The 21,649-nt window shown below is 64.0% G+C and carries 17 protein-coding genes; 8 read left to right on the top strand and 9 right to left on the bottom strand.

Annotated features, from left to right (window positions below; translation table 11 throughout):
* The first annotated feature begins 51 nt into the window (after window positions 1–51).
* Window positions 52–1,002 (top strand): AEC family transporter, encoded by a 951-nt coding sequence (locus AC5FRW_RS14550; protein WP_493569186.1) that lies wholly within the window; start codon window positions 52–54, stop codon window positions 1,000–1,002.
* A gap of 148 nt (window positions 1,003–1,150) precedes the next feature.
* On the opposite strand, the gene AC5FRW_RS14545 is transcribed toward AC5FRW_RS14550, so the two are convergent.
* The 5 genes from AC5FRW_RS14545 to AC5FRW_RS14525 all read right to left on the bottom strand — a co-directional run bounded on the left by AC5FRW_RS14545 (window position 1,151) and on the right by AC5FRW_RS14525 (window position 8,863).
* Window positions 1,151–2,524, bottom strand: a complete 1,374-nt coding sequence (locus AC5FRW_RS14545) for a sensor histidine kinase (protein WP_493569185.1) — start codon at window positions 2,522–2,524, stop codon at window positions 1,151–1,153.
* Window positions 2,525–2,706: 182 nt separating this feature from the next.
* Window positions 2,707–3,903 carry a segregation/condensation protein A gene (locus AC5FRW_RS14540; protein ID WP_493569184.1) on the bottom strand — a complete coding sequence of 399 codons (1,197 nt, stop codon included), beginning with the start codon at window positions 3,901–3,903 and terminating at the stop codon, window positions 2,707–2,709.
* A complete protein-coding gene (smc, locus tag AC5FRW_RS14535; protein ID WP_493569183.1) occupies window positions 3,896–7,474 on the bottom strand; it encodes a chromosome segregation protein SMC in 3,579 nt (1,192 codons plus the stop codon). The genes AC5FRW_RS14540 and smc overlap by 8 nt, the downstream gene beginning before the upstream one ends.
* Before the next feature lie 22 nt (window positions 7,475–7,496).
* Window positions 7,497–7,784, bottom strand: a complete 288-nt coding sequence (locus tag AC5FRW_RS14530) for a DUF7518 family protein (RefSeq protein ID WP_493569182.1) — start codon at window positions 7,782–7,784, stop codon at window positions 7,497–7,499.
* Window positions 7,785–7,876: 92 nt separating this feature from the next.
* A complete protein-coding gene (locus tag AC5FRW_RS14525; protein ID WP_493569181.1) occupies window positions 7,877–8,863 on the bottom strand; it encodes an FHA domain-containing protein in 987 nt (328 codons plus the stop codon).
* A 196-nt stretch (window positions 8,864–9,059) separates the two neighbouring features.
* Between AC5FRW_RS14525 and gatB the strand changes: the two genes are divergently transcribed.
* The 3 genes from gatB to AC5FRW_RS14510 all read left to right on the top strand — a co-directional run bounded on the left by gatB (window position 9,060) and on the right by AC5FRW_RS14510 (window position 12,188).
* Window positions 9,060–10,574 (top strand): Asp-tRNA(Asn)/Glu-tRNA(Gln) amidotransferase subunit GatB, encoded by a 1,515-nt coding sequence (gatB, locus tag AC5FRW_RS14520; RefSeq protein ID WP_493569180.1) that lies wholly within the window; start codon window positions 9,060–9,062, stop codon window positions 10,572–10,574.
* Between the two features lie 98 nt (window positions 10,575–10,672).
* Complete coding sequence (thyA, locus tag AC5FRW_RS14515) at window positions 10,673–11,677, top strand: thymidylate synthase (RefSeq protein WP_493569179.1); 1,005 nt, start codon at window positions 10,673–10,675, stop codon at window positions 11,675–11,677.
* Between the two features lies 1 nt (window position 11,678).
* Entirely contained in the window at window positions 11,679–12,188 is a 510-nt protein-coding gene (locus AC5FRW_RS14510; protein ID WP_493569178.1) for a dihydrofolate reductase, read from the top strand.
* Between the two features lie 99 nt (window positions 12,189–12,287).
* Here the strand turns inward: AC5FRW_RS14510 and AC5FRW_RS14505 are convergent, their stop codons facing one another.
* Complete coding sequence (locus AC5FRW_RS14505) at window positions 12,288–12,815, bottom strand: hypothetical protein (protein ID WP_493569177.1); 528 nt, start codon at window positions 12,813–12,815, stop codon at window positions 12,288–12,290.
* 106 nt (window positions 12,816–12,921) lie between these two features.
* On the opposite strand from AC5FRW_RS14505, the gene AC5FRW_RS14500 reads away from it, so the two are divergent.
* Both AC5FRW_RS14500 and AC5FRW_RS14495 read left to right on the top strand, forming a co-directional pair.
* Entirely contained in the window at window positions 12,922–14,292 is a 1,371-nt protein-coding gene (locus tag AC5FRW_RS14500; RefSeq protein ID WP_493569176.1) for a UDP-N-acetyl glucosamine 2-epimerase, read from the top strand.
* A 324-nt stretch (window positions 14,293–14,616) separates the two neighbouring features.
* On the top strand, window positions 14,617–18,717 hold the full coding sequence (locus tag AC5FRW_RS14495) for a DNA topoisomerase I (protein WP_493569175.1): 4,101 nt from the start codon (window positions 14,617–14,619) through the stop codon (window positions 18,715–18,717).
* Window positions 18,718–18,720: 3 nt separating this feature from the next.
* On the opposite strand, the gene AC5FRW_RS14490 is transcribed toward AC5FRW_RS14495, so the two are convergent.
* From AC5FRW_RS14490 to AC5FRW_RS14480, 3 genes are all read right to left on the bottom strand, one after another.
* Window positions 18,721–19,113: a PIN domain-containing protein gene (locus AC5FRW_RS14490; protein WP_493569174.1), complete on the bottom strand. Its 393-nt coding sequence runs from the start codon at window positions 19,111–19,113 to the stop codon at window positions 18,721–18,723.
* Window positions 19,113–19,322 (bottom strand): DUF7557 family protein, encoded by a 210-nt coding sequence (locus AC5FRW_RS14485; RefSeq protein WP_493569173.1) that lies wholly within the window; start codon window positions 19,320–19,322, stop codon window positions 19,113–19,115. The genes AC5FRW_RS14490 and AC5FRW_RS14485 overlap by 1 nt, the downstream gene beginning before the upstream one ends.
* Window positions 19,323–19,582: 260 nt before the next feature.
* A complete protein-coding gene (locus AC5FRW_RS14480; protein ID WP_493569172.1) occupies window positions 19,583–20,011 on the bottom strand; it encodes a Rieske (2Fe-2S) protein in 429 nt (142 codons plus the stop codon).
* Between the two features lie 353 nt (window positions 20,012–20,364).
* Here AC5FRW_RS14480 and AC5FRW_RS14475 point away from each other — a divergent pair, with 353 nt between their 5' ends.
* Together AC5FRW_RS14475 and AC5FRW_RS14470 are read left to right on the top strand one after the other, a co-directional pair.
* On the top strand, window positions 20,365–20,664 hold the full coding sequence (locus AC5FRW_RS14475; protein WP_493569171.1) for a hypothetical protein: 300 nt from the start codon (window positions 20,365–20,367) through the stop codon (window positions 20,662–20,664).
* 32 nt (window positions 20,665–20,696) lie between these two features.
* Window positions 20,697–21,617: a S8 family serine peptidase gene (locus AC5FRW_RS14470; RefSeq protein WP_493569170.1), complete on the top strand. Its 921-nt coding sequence runs from the start codon at window positions 20,697–20,699 to the stop codon at window positions 21,615–21,617.
* Window positions 21,618–21,649: the final 32 nt, after the last annotated feature.

The following is a 21,649-nucleotide window of genomic DNA, read 5'->3' as shown; positions in this document are numbered from 1 at the left end:
GGGTCCCGAGAGACCGACAGCGTTGTGTCTGCCCGCCACAGACACGCCGCTGTGTCGCTGCTCTCGATCTTCGCGACCGCTATCCTGCCGGTCGTCGCCGTCGCCGCCGTGGGCTACCTGCTCGGTCGCTTCGCGGACGTGGACCCCGGCGCGCTCAACACCGTCACCGTCTACGTCCTCGCACCCGCGCTGGTCGTCCACAGTCTCGCCACGACTCCGTTTCCGGCGTCGACGCTCGTGCGCGTCACCGTCGCCGTCCTCGTCTTCTCGGCGGCGATGATCGCACTCGCTGAGGGGGCCGGTCGTCTCAGCGGACAGACGGAGCCACTGCTGGGTGCGCTGGTCCTCGTCATTGCCTTCCCCAACGTCGGTAACTTCGGCATTCCGCTCTCGGAGTTCGCGTTCGGCGCGACGGGACGCAGTACGGCGATTCTCGTCACCGCGCTGCAGGGCGTCCTCCTGTACACTGTCGGGGTGTACATCGCCGCCCGGGGCGACGACGGCGATCCACTGGGCAGTATGAAACGAGTCTTCTCGATCCCGCTGATCTACGCGGTCGTCGGAACCTTGGCAGCGCGGTGGCTGGGTGTCGTCCCCGAGGCGTCGACTGCAGCGATGCAGACCATCCAGATGGTGGGCAACGCTTCGATTCCCGTCATGTTGCTCATCCTCGGGCTCAGGCTCTCGAACGTCGCGGTCGACGAGACGGTCGGTCGCGTGGGTCTCGCCAGTGGGACCAAACTGCTGATCGCACCGCTCGTCGGTCTCGCAATTGCGCTTCTCGCGGGCTTCGAGAACCCGACGGTCGCGCGGACGTTCGTCCTGCTGACCGCGGCCCCGACCGCAGTGACGCCGGTGATTCTGGTCGGTGCGTTCAGTGGCGAGACCGACGGTCTGTCGGCCAGTCAGTTCGTCAGCACGTCGGTGTTCGTCACCACGGTCGCCAGCGTCGCGACGGTGACGCTACTGGTCGCCACGCTCCAGTCGGGACTCGTCCTGTGAGAAGGGGTGCGTGGTCAGTGTCGACCGTCGTCGCGAACGTACTCCAGTGCCTCGATGAACTGCTTCGTGTCGACCCTGTCACCGCGCTCCTGCAGGCGCTCTCGGAGTTTCGTTGGGGTCATGTGTGTTAGTAACATACACACTAAGACTATTTAACACTTTTTGCGCCGTCGAGACCGGTGACGACGAAGCGAGCGCCGCCGCTGTCGCTCGCTTCGAGCGCGAGGTCCCAGCCGTGGGCCTCGGCCACCTGCTCGACGATGTTGAGTCCCAGCCCGGTCCCGTCCGACGCCGTGGAGTACCCCTGTTCGAACACCTGCGCCCGGTCCTCGGGGTCGATCCCGGGACCGTCGTCTTCCACGACGAAGCCGTCGCCGTCTGGTAACGGTTCGACGACCACGGACACGTCGTCGCCGCCGTGTTCGATGGAGTTGGCAAAGAGGTGCTCGAACAGGTGATCGAGTCTGTCGTGGTCGCCTTCGAACTGGAACGGCGTCGATACCGTCAGGTCCCCATTGGCGGTCTCGATTCGCTCCCAGTTTCGCTGGGCGATCGACTGTAGCGAGACCGGCTCTGTCTGCTCGACACGTCGCCCCTGTCTGGTCATCGTCAGCACTTCGTCGATGATCGTCCCCATCCGCTTGACGTTGCGCAGGATCGACTCGACGTGCTCGTTCTCGGGATACGTCTCGTAGGCGAGTTCGGCACGGCCCAGCGTGACCGCGAGTGGATTGCGGAGGTCGTGTGAGAGGATACTCGCGAACTCTTCGAGCCGGTCGATCTGGCGTTCGAGATCCGCCTGTACCTCCTTTCGCTCCGTGATCTGTTTCGAGATGCCGACCAGCCCCACGACCTCGCCGTCGCGCCCCTCCAGTGGGACTTTCGAACAGAGCGTCCAGGACTCCGCCAGGTCGTCGTACTCCTCCTTTTCCAGGATGGACTCGCCGGTCTCGATGACGTGCAAATCGTCCCGATAGCTTTCGGCCGTGAACTGCTCGTTCTCGTAGATCTCTCGGTCCGTCTTCCCCACGATGTCGTACGGCGTCTCGCTTGCGCTGCTCGTTCGCGTGTGATACGCCGACGTGTCCTTGAGATACAGGTGGATCGGGACCGCTTCGAAGAGACGGTCGAGGAGGTCCTCGGCCGACAGTCCCAGATTCGCCCAGCGTTGCTCGCGCGCCTCGTCGAGTATCGAACGCAGGCGGTCCGCATCGTCGAGTACGACGTGTTCGTCGACCACGCCCAGCGCCGCCGCCGGTACGTCCACGCCTCCATCGCGGCTGACGGCGACGACGAGCGACAGTTCGGCCGCCTCGACCGCTCCAAGCAGTGTCTCGTCACGCGCTGCCAGCGACCCACTGTCGACGAGGAGCGCGTCGAGAGGTGTCTCGCCGAGCGTCGCTGGCGTCACCTGTTCGAGTTCGTAGCCGTCGGCCGCTGCGAGACCGGTCGGGTCGGGATCCCCGGCTTCGAAGCCGAGGACACCGACCGTCCACACTGGAAGGATAGTATCGGACGACACGGGTTTCGTGCTGGGTATCTCGAACCGCTCTTATAAAAAAGTGCGAGGCGAAAGCCACTGCGCTCGCGGTGGGTCGGCCACCACCGTTGTTGCCCCCCGCTTGGTCGTCTTGGGGCTGTGAGTCGTCCCGAGTATCGCGACCCATCGCTCGCGAAGTCACACACCGGTGACACGCGGCCGTCTCAGTCGGCCAGCGCTTCCTCGGAGCCGGTGGCGGCGTTCGGGTCCTGTATCCAGAGGTCGCCAAAGAGGTCGTCCTGCTGGAGTCGTACCTGCCCGCGATGGGAGAGGAAGAGCAAGCCCAGGAACGTCTCGACACGCGATCCGCCGGTGTCCTGCACCTCGCGGAACAGCACCTCTTCGCGTCCGGCATCGTACTGCTCGCGAAGCGCCGCGTGTACGTCGTCGATGATCGCGTCGATATCCTCCCCGTGGGTGTTTGCCGTCACCTCGTCGGCCGTCGGCTCGTCGTCCATCCGCAGGTCGTCGGCCCCGCGATAGTCCAGTTCCTGCGTCCCGCGCTGGAACCCCTTCGGCGACTCGCTCGTGTCGTAGCTCCGGGACTCTTTCCACCACGAATCGCGCTCTGCCTCGCGCAGGTCCCGCACGAGTTCGTCGAGCGTCTGGGGCATCCCACGGGCGCGCCGGCGCTCCAGTCGCCGATCCATCTCCTGTTCGAGCGAGGCGAAGGGATCGGGTTCGTCGATCGGATCGCCGCCGCTCATCGCTTCCTCCCACGGCTCTGCGACCTCCTCGTCTGGCTCGTCGTCGCTCAACATTGCGTCGCTCTTCATCCGAATCAACACCGACGCGTAGAACAGCGCCCGCCCGGAGGTGCGCAGGTCCGCCTCGTCGATCACTTCGAGGAACTTGTCGGTCACCGTGACCACGTCGATGTCCCACGGATCGATCTCGCCGGCGTCGGCCAGCTGGACCAGCACCTCCACCGGTTCGACTTCTTCCTCGTCGGCTTCCCCTTCGTCGGTGTCGTCCGTTTCTTCGGCTACCGGCTCGTCGCCGCCGGCGTCGTCACCCCCCATGTCGAAGGGGTCGTCAGCTGCCCCTGACGGGGCCTCCCTGTCCTCGTGGCCCGCAATATTCAGCGGGATGTCGTCGTCACCGTCGCGCCCCTCGCCGCCTCGCGGGTCGCTTTGCTCACGGGTCGCTTCGCTCACGGGTCGCTTCGCTCCCCGTTCGTCGTCCCGAGGCGCGTTGCGCCTCGCGCTCCCCGTTTGCCGTTCCGAGGTGCGTTGCGCCTCGCGCTCACGGGTCGTTTCGCTCTCCGTTCGCCGTTCCGAGGCGCGTTGCGCCTCGCGCTCCCCGCTCGACCTTTTCGAGGACCGCTCCTCGCGTTGCTCGTCGCGCCCCTCGCTAGTCATCCGCCGGCACCTCCCCGATCTCACCGGTGAGATCGATCCCCGTCACCGCGCTGACGTTGTCGTCCTGCATCGTCACGCCGATGGCCCGTTCGGAGCGATCGAGCAGCGCAGAACGGTGCGAGACGACGACGAACTGGGCGTCGCCCGCGAGTTCGTCGACCATCTCGCCGACCAGTTCGGCGTTGGCGGCGTCGAGGAACGCGTCGACCTCGTCCAGCGCGTAGAAGGGCGCTGGGTTGTGCCGTTGAATGGCGAAGATGAAGGCCAGCGCAGTCAGGGACTTCTCGCCGCCGGACATGGCGTTGAGCCGCTGGATCGGCTTGTCGCCGGGCTGGGCCTTCATCGTCAGGCCGCCGTCGAAGGGATCGGCTTCGTCTTCGAGATGGAGGTGGCCCGTTCCGTTCGAGAGCCGTTCGAAGATGTCTTCGAACTGCTCGTTGATGTCGTCGAAGGCGTCCATGAACGTCGCCTTCTTGCGCTGCTCGTAGCTCTCGATTCGGTCGCGGATGCCGTCGGCCTCTTCGACGAGGGTCTCTTTCTTGTCCTCCAGATCGGCCAGATCGTCCGCGACGGCGTCGTACTCGTCGATGGCGCGCATGTTGACCGGCTCCAGTTCCTCCATCTGGGATTCGAGGCGGCCGATCTGGGATTCGACGACGTGGTGGTCGGGGATCTCCTCTGGGTCGTAGTCGCCGACCTGATCTTCGAGTTCGTCGATCTCCCAGTCCAGTCGCTCGCGCTCCTCGCTCGCGTCGTCGAGGTCCCGTTCGATCTCACTGACGAGCGACTGCTGTTCGTCGCGGGCTTCCTTGGCGGCTTGCAGTTCCTCGCGCAGTCCCTCGCGTTCTTCCTTGAGATCGGCCAGTTCGTCCTCCAGTTGTGCGACCTCTTCTTCTTTTTCCTGCTTCTTGTCGCGCTTGTCCTCGATCTGGGCTTCCAACTCGGCGATGCGTTCTTCGGCCTCCGCCTTGCGGTTCTGGGCGGCCTCAATGTCGTCGTGGAGTTCGTCGATGTTGTCCTCGGCGTACTGCTTTTCGAGTTGCAGTTCGTTGAGGTCCGCATCGAGGTCGCTCTCGCGACTCTCCAGTTCGTCGATGGTCTCCTTGATCCGGTCTGCCTCGTCGGTCAGGTCCGGCAGGTCCGAATCCGCGACCTCGGCTTCGAGGTCGTCGATGTCGGCCTCGATCGTCTCGATGGCGTCGGTCTGGGTGGCGATTTCGGCCTCCAGTTCGTCCATCTCCTCGGAGACTTCCTCGCGCTCGGCCTCGATCTCGTCGAGTTCGGTTTCGAGGCGCTCGACGCGGGCCTCGGCGTCGTCGATGGCCTCGCGCTTGCGCTCGATGTCGTTCTGTATCTCGCGGACCTGATCGTTCGCGTCGGTCTGTCGGTCGCGGGCGTCGTCGAGGCGACCCTCGACGTCTCGCAGGTCCTCGCGCAGGTCCGCACGCTCGTCTTCCAGTTCGTTGATCTTCGCCGCGACGCGTTCGAGTTGCCCCTGCCCGCCCGAAAAGGAATAGCGCGTCCCCGACGATGAGCCGCCGGTCATCGCGCCCGACTTCTCGACCAGATCCCCATCGAGTGTCACCATGCGGAAGTCACCCATGAACTCGCGGGCGGTCTGCATGTCCGCGACGACGACGGTATCACCGAGCACGTACGAGAACACGCCCGCGTACTCGGGATCGAAGTCCACGAGGTTGTACGCGAAGTCGATGACGCCGCCGTGCTGTGGGAGGCTGGGCAGCGAGCGCTGGTGCATCTCCGTGATCGGGAGGAAGGTCGCCCGTCCCGCGTTGCGCGATTTGAGGTACTCGATCCCCTGCTGGCCGACGGTGTCGTCGTCGACGACGACGTGGGCGAGGCGGCCACCCGCTGCCGTCTCACAGGCCGTCGCGTAGTCGGGATCGACGCCGCCGATCTGCCCGACAGTGCCGTGGACGCCGTCCATGCCCGATTCGAGAATCGTCGTCACCGCGCGACCGTAGGATGAGTCACCGTCCTGCCCGGCCTTGGCTTCGAGACTGGCGTACTCCTGCTGGAGACCGCTGATCTCGTCTTCGAGGTCGTCGATCTCGCTCTGGAGTTCGCGTTTCTCGGCTTTCAGGTCCTCGACGACCTCGGTAATCGTCGCTTTGTTCTTCTTTGCTTTCTCCAGTTCCGTCTCCAGGTCCTCGATAGCGGCTTCCAGGTCGGGGACCTCGGTCTCGGCCTCCTCGATGGCGTCGCGCTTCTCGCGCTGTTCGTTCGAACGTCGGCGCGCCTCGTCGAGCAGGCGATCCTGTTCGCGCTGGAGGTCGTTTTTCTCGGATTTGGCCGCTTCCAGCGCCTCGCGCTTGGCTTCCAGTTCGTCTTTGACTTCTTCGAACTCCTCGCCGACCTCGTCGATCTGTGCCTGCACGTCGGCGAGTGCGCTCTCTTGCTCTGCGATCTCGGCTTTGACGTTCGACTTCTCGACTTTCGTCTGGCGGATGTCGCTTTCGAGGTCGTCGATAGTCTCTTGCTTGCGGTCGATCTGGACGAACGCCTGCCGGCGCTCGTTCTCTGCGTCCTCGACCTTCGCTTCGGCGTTCTCGACCTTGTCTTCGAGTCGGGAGATGTCGCCTTTGATCTCCTCGATCTCGCGTTTGATCGCAAGCTGTTCGTCCTCGCCCTTGCGTTCGATCTCGTGGTTGAGTTCTTGCAGGTCGTCTTCGAGGCGGACGACCTTGCCCTGGCGTTCGTCGAGTTCCTGCTGGAGGTCTTTGAGTTCGTCTTCGAGATCGTCGATCTCCGCTTGAACCTCCTCGCGTTCCTCGCGCTTGTCCTCCAGTTCGGCGGCTTTCCGATACCCCTCGTACTCCTCTTTCTGTTCGCGGAGGTCCTGATACTTCAGGGCGGTCTCGCGTTCGTCTTCGAGCTGGTCGAGGCGGTCCTGTTTCTCCTCGATGCGCAGCTCCGCCTCGTCGATGCGCTCCTGAACGACTTCGAGTTCGTCGAAGGCGTCGGCCTTCTTGGCGTCGAACTGGGCCACACCGGCGATCTCGTCGATGATCTCCCGGCGGGCGTGGGGTGTCATGTTGATGATCTCGGTCACGTCGCCCTGCATGACGACGTTGTATCCCTCTGGCGTGACGCCGGCCTGTGCCAGCAGGTCCTGAATGTCGCCGAGATTGACCGAGCGGCCGTTGATGTAGTAATAGGAGTAGTAGTTGTCCTCGGTCTCCTTGACGCGGCGCTTGATCGAGATCTCGTCTACGTCGCCCACGTCCTCGGTGCCGGCGGCGTTGACGACCTGCGAGCGCTCTAAGTTCCGGTCCTCGTTGTCGAGGATCACCTCGACGCTGGCTTCGCGTTCCTCGTTGCTGTCGCTGTCCTCGTCGGCGTGGCCCGGATTGTAGATCAGATCGGTCAGTTTCTCGGCGCGGATGCCCGAGGTGCGGGCGAGTCCGAGCGCGAAGAGAACTGAGTCGATGATGTTGGACTTGCCCGATCCGTTCGGCCCGGTGACGACGGTGAAATCCTCGTAGAAGGGGATCCGCGTCTTCCGGCCGAAACTCTTGAAATTGTCGAGTACGAGCTCTTTGATGTGCATTGGGTCGCTCGTGGCCCAGTCCTTACGCGACGATGATGTCGGAGTCGGACTCGGCCTCGCTTTCCTCCCGGTTGTTCTCGTCGTTGCTGCCCGCTTGCTTAGTACTGTCGGCTACGGTGCTCTCGGTGCTCTCCTGAGTGTCACTTTCGTCGGCCGTTCCCTCGGCGTCGAAGCCGAGGTCTTCGTCGACGGCACTTTCGAGTTCACGCAGTCGAACCTTGCACTCGACCAGTTCGTCGGTCAGTCCTTCGACGGAGGCTTCGAGTTCCTTGACGCGCGTTTCGAGTTCCTCGACACGGTTACCGCACATACCCACGACCTGCCGGTCTGTCCACTTATACCTACGTCAGACAATGACAGTATTCGTGACAGGTGTGGCGGTTTTCGCTCTCGCGGACCCGTTCACGGCCGTTCGACGGCGAGTGTGACGACGCCCGAAAGGTCGATTTCGTCACCCGGAGAGACACGAGCACGGTCGCCCGGACGCATCCGCTCGCCGTTGAGCCGCGTCGGATTCTCGCCGTCGACGACCAGCGTGAAGCCGTGCTCGTCGTGGATGAAGTGGAGATGGCGGTCGTCGATCCACTTCGCGTGCTCGCTCTCGTCGGCCGCCCGCAGCATCGCGCGGATCTGTTCGTCCACCGTATCGCCATCGGTGACGACGAGGCGCTGATTCCCGTAGGCGAGTGCGAGCCGATCCGGCACCGGGTCGGTCGCCCGACTCGCCCGGACGGATCGATTCGACCCCGACTGCGTGGACCGTGTGCTCGCTCCCGAGGGCGGCGTCGTGTCCGCCTTCGACGAGGCGTTCCGGTTCGTGCCTGCCGCCGGTCCCGTGCCGGTCGCTGCCGTGTTGGTCGAAGACGCACCTGCTGATCCCGTGTGACTGTCCGCCGCCGGCGTGGTGGTGTCGTCGCGCTGGTCCGTCGCCGTGCTCGTCGTCGACAGTCGTGCGAGGACTCGCTGACGGAGCCGCTGGCCGTAGTTCGGCACGAGCGCGTCGACACGCGTCCGTAGACGGTCGCCGTCGAGCCACCACGGCACGTCCTCCTCGTCCAGCACGTACCGGCGCAGGCCGAGCAGGAAAAACACCAGGAGCGCCTGTGGGATGAACGTGAAGTAATCGAGTAGCGCCGGCGGTTCCGTGCTCGTCTGGAGTACTGCCGCCCAAGTGGTCGGGGTGACCGCCGTCACGCTGCCGGTCGGCGCCCCGCTTGCGACCCCGCTCGCGACGACGACGAGCGCCCCGAGTCCGACACAGTGGTCCCACGTCGGTCGCGTGAGCGGACACACTCGGTCGGTCGTCTCGCTACTCGCCGACCGGTCACGACCACGGCTCGCCGGTCGCTCGCGGTCCTGTCGTCCGTCGTGTCGCGGTGTGTCACTCATGACGCTGTGCCCCCACCGATGCTCCGGTGGCCGACCACGTCGGCCGGGACGCCACACGCCATCGCCCGGCCGACCGGACTCGTTGTCACGTGCTACCCCGTGACGACGACTCAAAGCGTTTGCGGCAGTCGACCGTCCGACGACCCTCGTCCCGAAGGTCGTTAGCCTTTAGCCCCGCGACACCGAACCGCGGGTAATGACTGCGCAAGCTGCCGAATCGCGCGAGCTCGCGACCGTCATCGGGCTCGAGGTGCACGTCCAGCTCGAGACCGAGACGAAGATCTTCTGTGGCTGTTCGACCGAGCAGCGCGACGAGCCAAACACCAACACGTGTCCGGTGTGTCTCGGCCTGCCCGGCGCGCTCCCGGTGCTCAACGAGGCCGCTGTCGAATCCGCGGTCAAGATCGGCAAGGCCATCGACGCCTCGATTCCCGAGGAGACGACCTTCCACCGGAAGAACTACTACTATCCCGACCTGCCCAAGAACTTCCAGATCACGCAGTACGACTCGCCGATCTGCCAGGACGGACAGTTGGAGTTCTCACACGAGGGCGACAGCCGCACGGTCGGCATCCGACGCGCCCACCTCGAAGAGGACCCCGGGTCGATCAAGCACGTCCGCGAGGGCACTGGCCCGCTCGATGCCCGGACGACGGGGATCGACCGCGCCGACTACACCCTGATCGACTACAACCGCGCGGGGACGCCGCTGATGGAGATCGTCACGCGACCGGACTTCCGGGACCCCGGCGAGGTCCGGGCGTTCCTCGAAAAGCTGGAGGAGGTGCTGGAATATCTGGGCGTGTTCGACGCGACCCGTGACGGCAGCCTGCGTATCGACGCGAACCTCTCGCTGGTTGACGCCGACGACGTGAACGAGGACGGCAGCATCGACGAAGCAGTGCTCGAAGACGCCAACCGCACGGAGGTCAAGAACATCTCCAGTCACAAGGGCGCAGAGAAGGCGCTGGCTTTCGAGGCCTCTCGCCAGAAGAAACTCGTCCAGTCGGGCCGGGAAGTCGCACAGGAGACCCGCCACTTCAACGAGACCCACGGCAACACCGTCGGGATGCGATCCAAAGAGGAGGAGAAGGACTACCGTTACTTCCGCGAGGCCGACCTCCCGCCGCTACAGGTCTCTCACTGGAAGGACGAACTCTCCATCCCGGAACTGCCCGACGCCCGCCGCGACCGCTTCGTCGCCGAGTACGGCCTGAGCGAGGAAGCCGCCTCGAAACTCACCTCGACGAAGCAGGTCGCGGACTTCTTCGAGGCCGTCGCCGAGCGCTTCGACGCCGACCTCGCCGCGACGTGGGTCGCCGACGAACTGCTGGGCGAACTGAACTACCGCGACATGGCGATCACCGACATCGAGGACCGACTCGACGAGATCGAACGTCTCGTCGCACTCGTCGCCGACGAGGAGATCACCGCCAAGAACGCCAAGGAGACGGTCCTCCGGGAGATGCTGGACGAGGGTGACGCGCCAGACGAGATCGTCGAACGCGAGGATCTGGGCAAGACCAGCGGCGACGAAGTTCAGCAGGCCGTCGAGGATGCCATCGAGGAGAACCCTGACGCCGTCGCGGACTACGAGGACGGCGACGACGGCGCGATCAATTTCCTCGTTGGACAGGTCATGCAGAAGACGGGCGGCTCTGCCGATCCGGGTGACGTGAATCAGTTGCTGCGGACGGAGCTAGAGGGGTAGGCCGTCGCACCACGCTGTGTCTTCGGTGTCGAAGACACGACACCCGAACGGCTGTGTCGCCAGAGTAACTAAGTCGAAGCCAACCACGGACATCATCAATGCAACAGTATCTCGATCTCGTCGATTCGACGCTCCGGGAAGGGACGTACAAGCCAAATCGCACGGGTGTCGACACGATCGCGACGTTTAGCCAGCACTACGAGGTGGACCTCGCAGCGGGGTTCCCACTGCTGACCACGAAGGACCTCTCGGGCTTTCGCTGGCACTCCCTGATCCACGAACTGCTGTGGTATCTTTCGGGCGAGGAGCACATCCGCGACCTCCGCGAGGAAACCGGCATCTGGGACGCGTGGGCCGACGAGGAGGGACACCTCGACACTGCCTACGGGCGGTTCTGGCGGCGCTATCCGATCCCCGACGACGACGCACAGCTCCCCGGCGAAAGCTGGCCCGACGACAGACATCGGTGGGTCAACGACGACGGCACGTTCGACCAGCTCGCCTACGTCATGGACACGCTCGACGAGAACCCCCATTCCCGGCGGCTCGTCGTCAACGCCTGGCACCCGGCCAACGCCACCGTCTCGACGCTGCCACCCTGTCACTACACCTTCGTGTTCAACGTGCAGGGTGGCCGCCTGAACGTCCACCTGACACAGCGTTCGGGTGACATCGCGCTGGGGATCCCGTTCAACATCGCCGCCTACTCGCTGCTGGCACAGGCCGTCGCCCAGCGGACCGACTTCGAACTCGGCTCCTTCGCCCACACCATCGTCGACGCCCACGTCTACTGTGGTGCGGGCGCTCGCGGCGAGTGGTACGCGGACCACCTCGGCGACCTGCAGGAACGGCTCCGACAGGTCGAGACCGCCGACGAGTACCGCGGCGTCAGAGAGTGGCTGGAATCGACCGCGCCGGCCGAAGACGACGGACAGGAGGGGTACGACCACGTGCCGGGACTGCTCGAACAGTGCGCCCGCGAGCCACGCGAGCGCCCGACCATGGTGATCGCCGACAAACCGCTGGACGAACTGACGTACGACGACTTCGAACTCCGGGGCTACGATCCAGCACCGGGAATCTCGTTCTCGGTGGCCGAGTGAGATGAGCGGGGACGACACCGACGGGATCGAAATCGCCCTCGTCGCCGCCGTCGCCGAGAACGGCGTCATCGGCGTCGACGGGGATCTGCCGTGGCACTACCCCGAAGACCTCGCACACTTCAAGGAGACGACGATGGGCCACCCTGTCGTGATGGGACGGCGCACGTACGAGGGGATCGTCGATGGTCTCGGTGAGCCACTGCCAGGCCGGACGAACGTCGTGCTGACGACTCGCGAGCGGGAGTTCCCCGAGGGTGCTGTCGGCGTGGCTTCGATCGACGAGGCCGTCGACGCGGCGCTTGCGACCGGCAGCGACGTGGCGTACGTCGTGGGTGGCGCGACCGTCTACGAGCAGTTCCTGCTCGACGCGGACCGGCTCGTCCTGACGGAGGTCTACGACGAGTACGACGGCGACACGTACTTTCCCGCAGTCGAATGGGACGACTGGCGAGAGGTCTCCCGGGAGGACCGCGGGGAACTCTCCTTCGTCGAGTACGTTCGCGAGCGCTGATACTGCCGACTGTCCATCTGTGAAGCGTCTCGCGATCCCAGGGGTCGCAAATAGTTCGCAGCGGTGACAGCCGACAGTATGAGACGCCGCGGATCGCGTTCACTCGCTTGCAGCGCGCTCACCGTCCGCGGGCCGACCGTCGGCGTCCGCGGCGGGATCGTTCCGAAGGAGCCAGACGAGCAGTCCCGCTGCCAGTACCTCGGTGCTCTTGATGATGCCTTCGGTCGGCGTCGTCACGTAGTGATCGTAGATCGAGTAGAGCACGCTGCCGTGGCTGTGACTGGTCGTCTCGGGTGCGGGGATGCCCCGAATGAACGCACCGTGACCGGTCTGGTGCCAGACCACCCACGCGACGAAGGACAGGAGCATGAACGCGATGCCGGCGAGATACGCCCGCCGGATGGTGAGCAGGTCACGGGTGACGAGGTAGGGACCGGCGAGCAAGACCACTCCGAGGGCGACGAACAGGAAGGGGCGTGGATCGGGAAGTATCCCCTGACTCGTGAGCGACGACAGCCCCTGCAGATAGACGAGCATTCGGGGAAAGCCCCACCAGAGGTGATACGACGCGGTGACGAACACGAGGCCAGCGGCGAGCATGCGGGCAATCCTGACCGGGCGGTCCATACCCGCGCTTTCGCCCCGAGGTGAATGAGTCCATCGAAGTGTCGCACCTGCCGTGCTTGCCAGTGAAACCGAAGCCTACAGGATGGCGGGCCTGGATGGTCCGGTAATGAGTGAGCTGACTGTCTACGAGGACCGACTCGCCCGGCAGATGGACCGCGGCGAGTTCGTCCTCGCCGTCGTCACTGCCACCAAACCGGACTTCTACAAACAAGCGCCCGTGGTCGACGCCGCGCGCGAGAAGGGGCTGCCGTGTTTCGTCCTCCACACCGGCCAGCACTACGACGACGTGCTGGGCCACGGTCTCGCGGAGTACGACCTCGAAGACCGCATCGCGGTCGACCTGGGTATCAGAGGCAGTCTTTCCGAAAAGACCGCACAGGTCCACCGCCGGATCGACGCGTTCACCGACCGACTCGATCAGTGGGAGGACACGACAGTCCTGCCGCTGGTCCACGGCGACACCCACGCCGCCGGCATCGTCCCACAGGCGTGGCAGTTCGCGACCAACCAGGCCGTCGCCCACAACGAGGCGGGCCTGCGGGGCATGTCGCCCGACTTCGACTTCGACGCCGACCCCGCCGACGCCGTCGAGGCCCAGTGGGAGGGCGAGTGGTCGCTCAACCGCGCCGAACCGTTCCCCGAGCAGTACGACACCTTCGTCGGCTCTGCGGCCTCCCACTACCACTTCGCGCCGGTGGAACTGAACCGCGACCACCTCGAAAACGAAGGGTACCCCGCCGAAGTCGACGGCCGCGAGCGCATCCCCGTCGTCGGCAACTCCGTCGTCGACGCCATCGCTCAGAAGACGGATGTCGAACTGGAAGAGAGTATCTTCGACATCTATCCCATCCTCGAAGAACGCGACGACTGGATCCGCGTGGACATCCACCGCCGGGCGAACTTGCTTCCCGACCGCTTCAAAGCGATCGTCGAGGGCGTCATCGGTCTCGTGGAGGCGGGCTACAACGTCAATTTCCTCGAACTCACGGCCACGCGCGAGGCCCTCGAACAGTACGGCTACCGCGACCGCCTGCTGACACTCGAAGCCGAGCACGAGAACTTCCTCTTTACGGGGCTGTGGAAGAAGCACGCCCACGTCTACGAGTTCCTCCAGTCGGGCCAGTGCCTCGCCGAACTGACCGACTCGGGCAGCATGCAGGAGGAACTCAACGTCATCGACGAGGCCATCTGCCTGACGACGCGCTTCAACACCGACCGCCCCGAGACCGTCTTCGACGCCAAGACGAACCTGCTCGTTCCACCGGTCTCGGGCGACTACGTCACTGACATGGTCGAGTACGTCGCCGAGACCCCGGCGGTCCGCGAGGAGATCCAGTCCGGCCCGACGCTGTACGGCGAAAACGTCGGCGAACAGATCGTCGACTTCCTCGCCGAACGTCAGGACGACGTTCCCTTCGACTGGGCCCACGACCGCGTCGGCTTCGAGACCGACGCCGCCGACTTCGAGTACCTCTAGCAGTCACGACGGATCGATTCGAAGCGACCGCTCTGCATGTCGCTGTTTCCCCGTGAACAGCCGGAAAGTCCCACCCGTCGGCTTATCGGCCGGCCGAAACAGGTGGCCCGATCTCCGTCTGTTCGCTTTCCTCACGGACTCTCCGAACCGATCCCAACGACAGCACTCTCACGTGCGAGTACGCGCGACCCGCACGCACACAGGCTGCACGCCCAGACGCCCGCAACCGCACGCACACACGCGCTGCCTTGCGATTTCCCCGAAAGGTTTTAGAACGGCGTCGGTCGTATCAGTCCCCATGATCGAACGGACTGGTGATGGCGCGTGGAGCTGATCATCACCGAGAAGGAGAACGCCGCCCGGCGGATCGCGGAGATTCTGAGCGACGGGGCCGCCGAGGCCGACCGGGTCAACGGCGTCAACGTCTATCGCTGGGGGACCAAGCGCTGTATGGGGCTGTCGGGCCACGTCGTCGGCGTGGACTTCCCGCCCGAGTATTCGGACTGGCGCGACGTGGAGCCGGCGGAACTGGTCGACGCCGAGGTGACCAAATCCGCGACACAGGAGAACATCGTCGCGACGCTGCGAAAGCTGGCGCGACAGGCAGATACGGCCACCATCGCGACCGACTACGATCGCGAGGGCGAACTGATCGGCAAGGAAGCGTACGAACTGATCCGCGAGGAGACCGACGTGCCCGTCGACCGGGTGCGCTTCTCGTCGATCACGGAGCGGGAAGTCCAAGAGGCCTTCGCCAACCCCGACGAGATCGACTTCGATCTGGCCGCAGCGGGAGAGGCCCGGCAGGTGATCGACCTCGTCTGGGGGGCCGCGCTGACGCGCTTCCTCTCGCTGTCGGCCCGTCAGCTGGGCGACGACTTCATTTCGGTGGGCCGGGTCCAGTCTCCCACCCTCAAACTGATCGTCGACCGCGAGCGCGAGATTCAGGCGTTCGATCCCGAGGACTACTGGGAGATTTTCGCCGATCTGACGAAAGAGGGCACGAGCTTCGAGGCCCAGTACTTCTACGACGACGACGGCAGCGAGGCCGAGCGCGTCTGGGACGAAGCGACGGCCGAAGCGGTCTATGCGGATCTCTCGGGCGTCGACAGCGCGACGGTCACGTCGGTCCGCAAGCGCACCCGGACGGACGCACCGCCCGAGCCGTTCAACACGACGGCCTTCATCTCCGCCGCGGGGTCGCTTGGCTACTCGGCCCAGCGGGCCATGAGTCTCGCCGAGGAGCTGTACACCGCCGGCTACATGACTTACCCGCGGACGGACAACACCGTCTATCCCGAGGATCTGGACCCCGACGCCTTGCTCGACGCCTTCGTCGGTTCGCGTGCCTTCGGCGAGGACGCAGAATCGCTGCTCGAACAGGACGAGATCGTCCCCACCGAGGGCGACGAGGAGACGACCGACCACCCCCCGATCCACCCGACGGGCGAACTGCCGCCCCGCGGTGAACTCGACGACGACGAGTGGGAGATATACGAACTCGTCGTCCGTCGATTTTTCGCGACGGTCGCCGAGCCAGCGAAGTGGGCACACCTCCGTGTCGTCGCCGAGGCAGCGGGCCACTCCCTGAAAGCCAACGGCAAGCGCCTGCTCGAACCGGGCTATCACGCCGTCTACCCCTACTTGTCGGCCAGCGAGAACGTCGTCCCGGCCGTCGACGAGGGCGACGATCTGGCGATGAGCGACGTGGAACTCGAAGCCAAGCAGACCCAGCCACCGCGACGCTACGGCCAGTCGCGTCTGATTCGGAAGATGGAGGAACTGGGGCTGGGGACGAAATGTCTCACCGAAGACAGCTCGGTCCTCACCCGCACTGAGAGCGGCGATGTCGAACGCCGCCCGATCGAATCGCTGTTCGCCGAAGGCGAAGTCGTCCTCGCTGACGGCGACACTGATATCGCGGTATCCGAGCAATCCCCCACGACAATCTCCTACGACGAATTCGACGGGCGGACACACGAGCGAGAATCGACGCTCGTAAGCAAGCGCCCGCTGGGACCCGAGGAGACTGTGTACGAGATCGAGACCGAACGGAGTTCGTTCTCGGTGACGGACGAGCATCCGCTGTATGTCGATACCGACGAGGGTATCAGGGTCGTACAGGCCGCCGAAATCGACGAGTCTGTAGAATTAGTCACTGCACGGCGAACATCGTCCGTAACCGCTGGAAACTCCGATAAACGGGTTCTCTCGTGGCACGAGTTCGCCACAGACTGTACCAAATCATCCAAACTCTACGGCACTGACTGTAACGATGCTCTCGCACAGCGACGATCTGAAACGGGTGAAACACAGGCGGAGTTTGCCGACCGCCTCGGTTCACACCGACCCGCGATAACGCGGTACGAAAACCACGACAAGGACGTCCCAGTGTGGTTGCTGGGGGAACTCGATATTCGGCCTGATCGACTCCACGGACTCAACTACGACACGACGATCCAGAACCCGTTCCCACTCGATTGGTCGCCTGCACTCGCTCGTGTGCTCGGGTGCATGCTCGGTGATGGATCGGTCCATTATCGTGAGGGAGAGAACACGATCGACGTTCGGTACCACAACACTGACGAAGCACTGATTCGACGGTTCGCAGACGATATCGAGACGTTATTCGACGAATCACCGACTGTCAGCAGTCGTCCGGGCCGAGAAGCTCACCACAGAGAGAAGTATCACGTCTCACTGTCCTCTGTTCTTGGTCGTATTCTCGTCAGAATCCTCGACGACACGACCAAAGACGGTGTGCCCGACGTACCGGAACCGTTGCAACCGGTGTTCGTCGGTGCACTGTTCGACGACGAGGGACACATCTCTCGGGAACGCAAAGCGTTCATCTCCAACACGGATCACGATCTTCTCTATGGCGTCCAGCAAATGCTGTCTAATATGGATGTTAAGACGAAGGTTTCTACGGGCCAGCACAAACTCCACATTCGCGGTCGCCGGAACCTCGAACGCTTCCTCGATATCGTTCCGATCTCGGCCGACGAGAAGTTCTATCGTGGTCTCGATGCACTCGATTCGTACGACGTGACGAAGCGAAAAGCGACGGTACTCGAAGCGATTGCGTCGGAAGCGAAATCGACTAAGACTCTGGCTGTCGAGCTCGACGTGTCGAGAGCGGTCGTCCAATCGACGATCCGTGAACTCCGTGACGAGGGGCACGTAGAGAAGGTCGTCGACGGTAGCAACCGTAGTAAAGACGGTCTGCGCACCAACCGCTATCGAGCGTGTGACTTCGAACGGACCGTGTATGCAACCCTTCGTGGCGTTCCATCGACGGCCGAGGTTCGCTCGATCCGTGAACGTGACTACGACGGGTCCGTGTACGATCTGACAGTCGACGAGATGGCACCGAACTTCGCGGTCGAAGGGGGTGTCGTCGTTCACAACTCGACCCGCCACAACACCATCGAAAAGCTATACGACCGGGGCTACATCGAGAACGATCCGCCACGGCCGACGGCACTGGCCGACGCGGTCGTCGAGGCCGCCGAAGAGTTCGCCGACCGGATCGTCAGCGAGGAGATGACCGCCCAGATGGAGGCGGACATGTCGGCCATCGCCAGCGGCGAGCAGCCGCTGGACGAGGTAACTGCCGAGTCCCGGGCGATGCTCGAACGGGTCTTCGAGGAACTGGCCGAGTCACGCGAGGAAGTCGGTGAGTTCCTGCAGGAGTCGTTGAAAGCCGACAAAATGCTGGGGCCGTGTCCCGACTGTGGCGCGGACCTGCTCGTGCGCCGGTCGCGACAGGGCTCCTATTTCGTCGGCTGTGACGGCTTCCCCGAGTGTCGCTACACGCTGCCCCTGCCCTCGACTGGTGAGCCGCTGGTGCTCGACGAGGCGTGCGACGAGCACGATCTCAATCACGTGAAGATGCTCGCCGGCCGGGACACGTTCGTCCACGGCTGCCCGCGCTGTGAGGCCGAGAAAGCCGACGAGACGGACGATCAGGTGATCGGGGTGTGTCCCGAGTGTGGTTCCGAACATGATGGGGAGCTTGCGATCAAGCGCCTGCGCTCTGGCTCCCGGCTGGTGGGCTGTACGCGCTATCCCGACTGTGAGTACTCGCTGCCCCTGCCACGCAACGGCGACATCGAGGTCGGCGAGGACCGCTGTGAGGAACACGACCTGCCAGAGATTTCGATCGTCGACGACGAGGACGACGACGATCCGTGGGAACTGGGCTGTCCGATCTGCAACTACGCCGAGTATCAGGCCCGCAACCGGATCGACGACCTCGAAGACCTGAACGGCGTCGGCAGTGCGACCGCAGAGAAGCTCGAAGCCGTCGGCGTCGACGCACCCGAGGACCTCCGTGACGTGGACCCCGCCGAGATCGCCGGGAACGTGCAGGGCGTCTCGGCCAGTCAGATCGAAGACTGGCAGGCCGAACTGGCCGAGTGAGCATCAGAGCACGACGAGGTCGATCTGCTGGCGGAGTGGTTCGGTGTCGAAGTCGCCGTCTGTCGCGACCAGCGTCTCGTCATTGGCCGCCGCCGCGCCTGCGATGAACGTGTCCCGTGGCGCCAGCGGTGCCCCTGCGTCGTGAAGTTCGTCGAGTATCGTTGCCGCGCGGCGCGCATCGTTGCCCGCTGTCTCCACGACTTCGAGCCACTGTAGGGCAGTATCGACCCCGTCGAGATCAGTTGTCCCTGTCCGATGGATTTCGCCCTGATACACTTCGAACGCGACCAATGGAACTGTTATCGCACGTTCGTCTGCGTGCGCCGAGATGTACTCGACGACCGTTTCGTTGTCGTCGAGATATTCGATGAGCGCACTGCTATCGTACAGTGCCATCAGTTCCCGATATCCTCTTTCATCGACTCGCGGGCTGCCTTCGCCTTTGCTGCTCCGTCGGTCTCCTTCCAGAATCCTGCCCCATCCTCGATCCGTTCGCGCCGCAGCGCAACGAGCCGTTCGATCGCATCGTCGAACGACTCGTCGTCGCTCTTGAGCCGCGAGAGGATGTCGTAGGTGTCATCTTCCACCCGAATCGTCTTACTCATACACGCAAATTGTGCGTCTCGACATAAAAACTCGTGTCCAGCCTCGGCGACTGCGCTCCCGCTGCCAGGGCTACCCTGTTTCACAAACCCAGTCCTGGCGGGCTGAAAGGGCGAGGCCCGGTCGCCGAACCCCGGACCCCCAAGCACCGCAGCAACGCGAGGCGCGCAGGGCGGTCCGCGGGAGGCGAGCGGGTCGAGGGCTTTTGAGGGCTGCGTTGCCTCGCGTCATCGCGCGGTGGTGTGTTCGGCCACATCTGTTCCTAGAAGCCGATGTGAGAGGTCGAACTCGGACCGTCGTCGTCCTCGTCGTCGGCGTCGATCGTCCCCTCGTGGACGAAGGTGTAGTTGTCGTCGCGCAGATAGACCGTGCCGTCTTCGACGACGAGGTCGACCGCCGGCAGGGTGGTGCCCGCGGCCTCGCCGTTGTCACACTCGCCCGAACAGGCGTCGAACAGCGAGCCGTGCTTGGGACAGATCATCTGCCCGTCACGCATCGGCACGCCCCGGCCCGTGTCGAACCGCTGGGCCTCGTGCGTGCAGCGATTGATCCACGCCCGAACGCCGGGATCGTCCTCGCAGGGGACGACGATCACCTCGTCGCGCTCGCCGTAGTTGTCCCGAACGGTACAGACGTAGGATCGCTGGTCGTGGATTTCGTCGACGGTGGTGAGTTCTGTCGCACCGAGCATCTAGCAGCGACATGATTCGCACTCGGTGAAATGTCTATCGGCGACGGAACGGTATCGGTGACTTCGAACACCCAGAAAGCCCCGCGGCGCTGGGGCCGCCGCGGACCGCGCTGCGCTCCAGTGGGTGCTTACGGGTCCGTGGCGACGCCCAGCGCCGCGCCCCTTTCGATCCCGATTGGGTGGATTGTGCCGGTCGTTTGTCACCGTCCCGGTAGTCACGGCTGCGGTTTCTGGGCGTTGTCTCCTTGAATATGGATCTGACAAAGTTCGCAGGGAGATACGAAGCACGCATCGACGGAACGTACCCACTATCGCATAGATTTAACATGTAGAGACCAGACATGAGAAACAGTATGCCAGAGTACATCGACGCGGGTGTCACGGAACTTCGGGGTAGCGAGAGTGACGACGAGGTCACGCTCCTACTCGGAGTCTCCGGTGACCGCGACGAGTTCGCCACTCGCGTCGAAGCAAGCGGTGCAACGGTTTCGGCCCAGATCGGTCAGGCGACACTTCGTGTTGTCGCGCCGGAGTCAGTCGTCGATGCGCTCTGTGAACTTGACGAACTGAAATCGATCGAGATCGAGCGCGACGACGTACGGACACTGAGCGAGGGAAACGGGCACTCCCGGCGGCGTTTGACTCGATCATAGCGCTTCGGCAGTTCGTTTTCGACTCCTATCGCATGACGCTCGACATCCCACAGTCGACGAACAAGGGAGACTCCGTCCGTGTCGGCATCGTCGACTCCCTCTTGGAACTGGATGGGGCGGACGGCGTCGAGATCGACCACCAGGAGAACTACGTCGACAGCGAAGTGCCGGACACGACGACCCATGGGGGCGATGTTTTCGAGCTCGCACGATACTTCGCACCTGACGCCGTCTATAATCTCTATCGAGTGATCGCTAGCGACGGGACAGCCAGGCGTGGGAATTTGGTTCAGGCCATTGCCGACGCTAGCTGTCAGAATATTGACGTTCTCAATCTCTCCGTCGGCATTCACCACAGTGAAGAACCGCACGGAGATTGTGGTGGGCACTGTCGCGTGGCCGACGAGGCACGTCTGGCGATAGAAGACGGGACGGTAATCGTTGCCGCGACTGGCAACCGATTACGCGACGATTCGCTGGCAGTCCATTGCCCAGCGCTGCTGGACGAGTCGGTTGGGGTCGGTGGGTTCGTCGCTCGCTGTCGCCACGACGTACTCGACACGGCAGCGACGGGGCAGTATTGGATCGGGGACGAGGACATCCGTGGGCCATTCTGCGGACAGCGAGGCTGTGGACCGAACGAGCAGTGCGCCGAGCATCGGTATGAATATCCCTGGCGAGGCAACGTTTCCTTTCACAACGCAGTGCCCGACGTACTCGCGCCAGTCCACCACCCTGTCATGGATTCTGATGGTCCGCTCCTCCAGAGTGGGACGAGTTTCGGAACGCCGATCGTCTCGGCAGTCCTGGCGACGATTGCCAGTGACTGCGCGAACGATCTTGCACCGGATGCGCTTGCCGCTGCCGTCAATCGGACCGGCGTCGACATCGACGAAGGAACGATACCGAAGTTCTGTGGGCGAGCAGTTCGGTCGATGCTCTGTTCGGGGTGATTCGGCGAGCCGCCCGCGTGGGTGGTGCGGGA

The sequence above is a fragment of the Halomicrobium sp. HArcht3-1 genome (genome assembly GCF_058933345.1).
Note: the sequence above shows the minus strand (reverse complement) of the source record. Positions and strands in the feature narration are given on the sequence as shown.